The organism is Mesorhizobium sp. M7A.F.Ca.CA.004.04.2.1, from assembly GCF_004022825.1.
Classification (GTDB): Bacteria; Pseudomonadota; Alphaproteobacteria; order Rhizobiales; family Rhizobiaceae; genus Mesorhizobium.
In genome coordinates this window covers 1-2,968 of record NZ_RZPH01000769.1, presented here as the reverse complement: position 1 = coordinate 2,968, position 2,968 = coordinate 1, and the positions used below count along the sequence as shown (strand labels likewise).

3 protein-coding genes are annotated in these 2,968 nt (G+C 62.4%); all 3 read left to right on the top strand.

The features are described 5' to 3' along the window. Positions 1-724: ABC transporter permease (locus EN893_RS26675; RefSeq protein ID WP_164901126.1), on the top strand; the 724-nt coding region annotated here is incomplete at its 5' end. Then, positions 721-1,572 (top strand): ABC transporter permease, encoded by an 852-nt coding sequence (locus tag EN893_RS26670; protein WP_236383514.1) that lies wholly within the window; start codon positions 721-723, stop codon positions 1,570-1,572. The genes EN893_RS26675 and EN893_RS26670, both read left to right, overlap by 4 nt. Before the next feature lies 1 nt (position 1,573). Next, a partial coding sequence (locus tag EN893_RS26665) for an ABC transporter ATP-binding protein (RefSeq protein WP_164901125.1) occupies positions 1,574-2,968 on the top strand: 1,395 nt, incomplete at its 3' end.

The following is a 2,968-nucleotide window of genomic DNA, read 5'->3' as shown; positions in this document are numbered from 1 at the left end:
GAATTGCCTGCGCGGCGATTTCGGTCAGTCGATCGCCTTCCGGGGTCCCGTCAGCGGCGTCATCGCGGCACGGATCGCGCCAACGGTTTTCTTGATCCTCTATGGCCTCGTGATCTCGCTGCTGTTGACATTCGCGCTCGCGGTCACCGCTGCCCGGCAGCGCGGACGGTGGATCGATCACCTCATCCGTCTCGTCTGCGTCGCGGGCGTCGGCGTGCCGTCCTACTTTGTCGGCCTGCTGCTGATCATGGGCTTCTGCCTGCGGCTGAAGATCTTCCCCGTATCCGGTTACGGGCCGACCTTTTTCAACAATCTGTGGCATCTGTTCCTGCCGGCCCTGACGATCGGCATCGGGGTGACGCCGATCCTCGCGCGCAATCTGCGCGCGACCTTCATTCAGCAGATGGACAAGGATTACGCGATCGCCTGCCGCTCCAGGGGCCTGCCGGAAAGCTACATCTTTTCCCGGCATGTGTTCTGGAATTCCCTTTTGCCGACAGTCAATCTGCTGGGCGTCGTGGTCGCCTTCCTGATCGGCGGAACGGTCGTTGTCGAAAATGTCTTCAACATTCCAGGGCTCGGCAACCTGCTCATCCGCGGCGTTCTCACGCACGACCAGTTCGTCGTCCAGGCGGTGGCCCTGCTGCTTGCCGTAGGTGTCGTCATTTCGAATTTTGCCGTCGATGTCTTGACCGCCATTCTCGACCCACGGGTGGAATTATGAGCGATGTGATGCAGGGCAGCGGCTCCTTGGCCATGGCGCGTATCCGCACGATGCCGGCAACCTTGATCATTGGCGGCGCCATCACCTTGGCCTGGATCGTCGTGGCCATTTTGGCGCCGGTGCTGACCAGTTTCGACCCGATCAAGGTCGATGTGATGCAGGCGCTGAAACCACCTGGCGCCGAGCATTGGTTTGGCACCGACGCCATCGGCCGCGATGTCCTGGCGCGGACACTGTTTGCCGCACGCTACGATCTCGCCATGGCCTTCTTCGGCGTCGTCGGTCCGATCATCCTGGGGACGATCATCGGCCTTATCGCCGGCTATCTGGGTGGCCGGATCGATGCGGCGCTGATGCGCATCCTCGAGGTCACCGTATCATTTCCCTATTTCGTCCTCGTGATCGCCATCGTGGCCGTGCTGGGGCCCGGCCTCAAGAGCTACTTCATCTCGCTCACCTTGGTGAACTGGGTCAGCTATGCGCGACTTGTGCGGAGCCAGGCGCTGGTGCTGCGCGGCGTCGATTTCGTGCTGGCGGCACGTGGCATGGGTTTTGGGCATTTGCGCATCATGCTGTTCCACATCCTGCCGAATGCCATCGTCCCATCGATCGTCTTCGTCATGACCGATGCCGTGCTGGCCATCGTGCTCGGATCATCATTGGGTTTTCTCGGCCTCGGCGTACAACCGCCAACGCCCGAATGGGGCGCCATGATCGCGGACGGGCAGACCTACCTGACGACCGCATGGTGGATTGCGATCTTCCCAGGCATCGCCATCTGCCTTCTGGCGCTGGGCCTCTCGTTGACCGCTGATGGTCTCGCCCGCCTCCTGAACACGGAATCCTGAGATGAGCGACCTCGTCAGCGTCGAGAACCTCACCATCGACTTCGCCACCAATTTTGGCGACGTCCACGCCCTGCGCGGCGTCAGCTTTTCACTGAAAGCGGGAGAGGTCCTTGGGATCGTCGGTGAATCCGGATCGGGCAAGACGGTGGCCTGCAGAGCCATCCTCAAGCTGATTGCCGGCAACGCACTGGTGAAGTCGGGTCGGATCATGTTCGAGGGCAGCGATGTCCTCGCCATGAAGGATGCCGATCTGGGCCAGCTGCGTGGCGGGCAAGCGGCGATGATCTTCCAGAACCCGTCGACGCATCTTGATCCGATCATGACGGTCGGGCGTCAGGTGGGAGAAGCGATGGTGGTCCATCAGGGCGTATCCTGGCGGCAGGCCAATGCGCGGGCGGTCGGACTGCTCGAAGACATGCACATCAAGGACGCGCCAAGGCGCGCGGGCGCCTATCCTCACGAGCTATCCGGTGGCATGCGTCAGCGGGTGATGATTGCGGCGGCCCTTGCCTGCGAACCGAAACTGCTGATTGCCGACGAGCCCACGACGGCACTTGATGTCACGGTGCAAGCTCAGATACTCGACCTGCTCCGCGGCATCCGGCGTGAACGCAAGCTGTCGGTCATTCTGGTCTCTCACGACCTTGGCGTGATCGCGGAAATGTGCGACCGCGTCGTCGTCATGAAGGACGGCGCGGTGCTGGAAATCGGCTCGGTCGATCAGATCCTGCGTGACCCCGCCCATGAATACACGAAGCGCCTGATCGCTTCCCAACCCTCGCTGATGAAGCCGACCACGCATGCATGCCCCGTGGCGACGGAACCGCATCTCCTGGTGAAGAACCTGTGCGTGAACTTCTACCCAGGGCAGAGCCTTGCAGCCTGGGCGACACGCAAGCCGCCGCAGATCGTGCGCGCGGTCGACAATGTTTCGCTGGCATTGCGGCGCGGTGGGGCACTGGGGATCGTCGGCGAGTCCGGTTCCGGCAAGAGCACCATAGCCCGGGCCATTGCAGGCCTGGTGCAGCCGGAACAAGGAGAGATCGAGGTGGACGGCCAATCGCTCGATCGCGCGCTAAGGCAGCGCCGACCGGAGCAGGTTCGCAAACTGCAGATGGTGTTCCAGGACCCGTTCATGTCCCTCAACCCGGCGTTTACGGTTGCGCGAACTCTGGCCGAACCGCTGCGGCAACAGAACATCTGCCCGGAAAGAGACATCCCGGAGCGGATCCGCGAGCTGATGGAAAAAGTGGAATTGCCACGCCAGTTGCTGGACCGACGCACCACGCAGCTTTCCGGCGGCCAGCGGCAGCGCGTCGGCATCGCCAGAGCCCTGGCGCTGGAACCTGAGATATTGATCGCCGATGAAGTCACCTCCGCTCTGGACGTCACCATC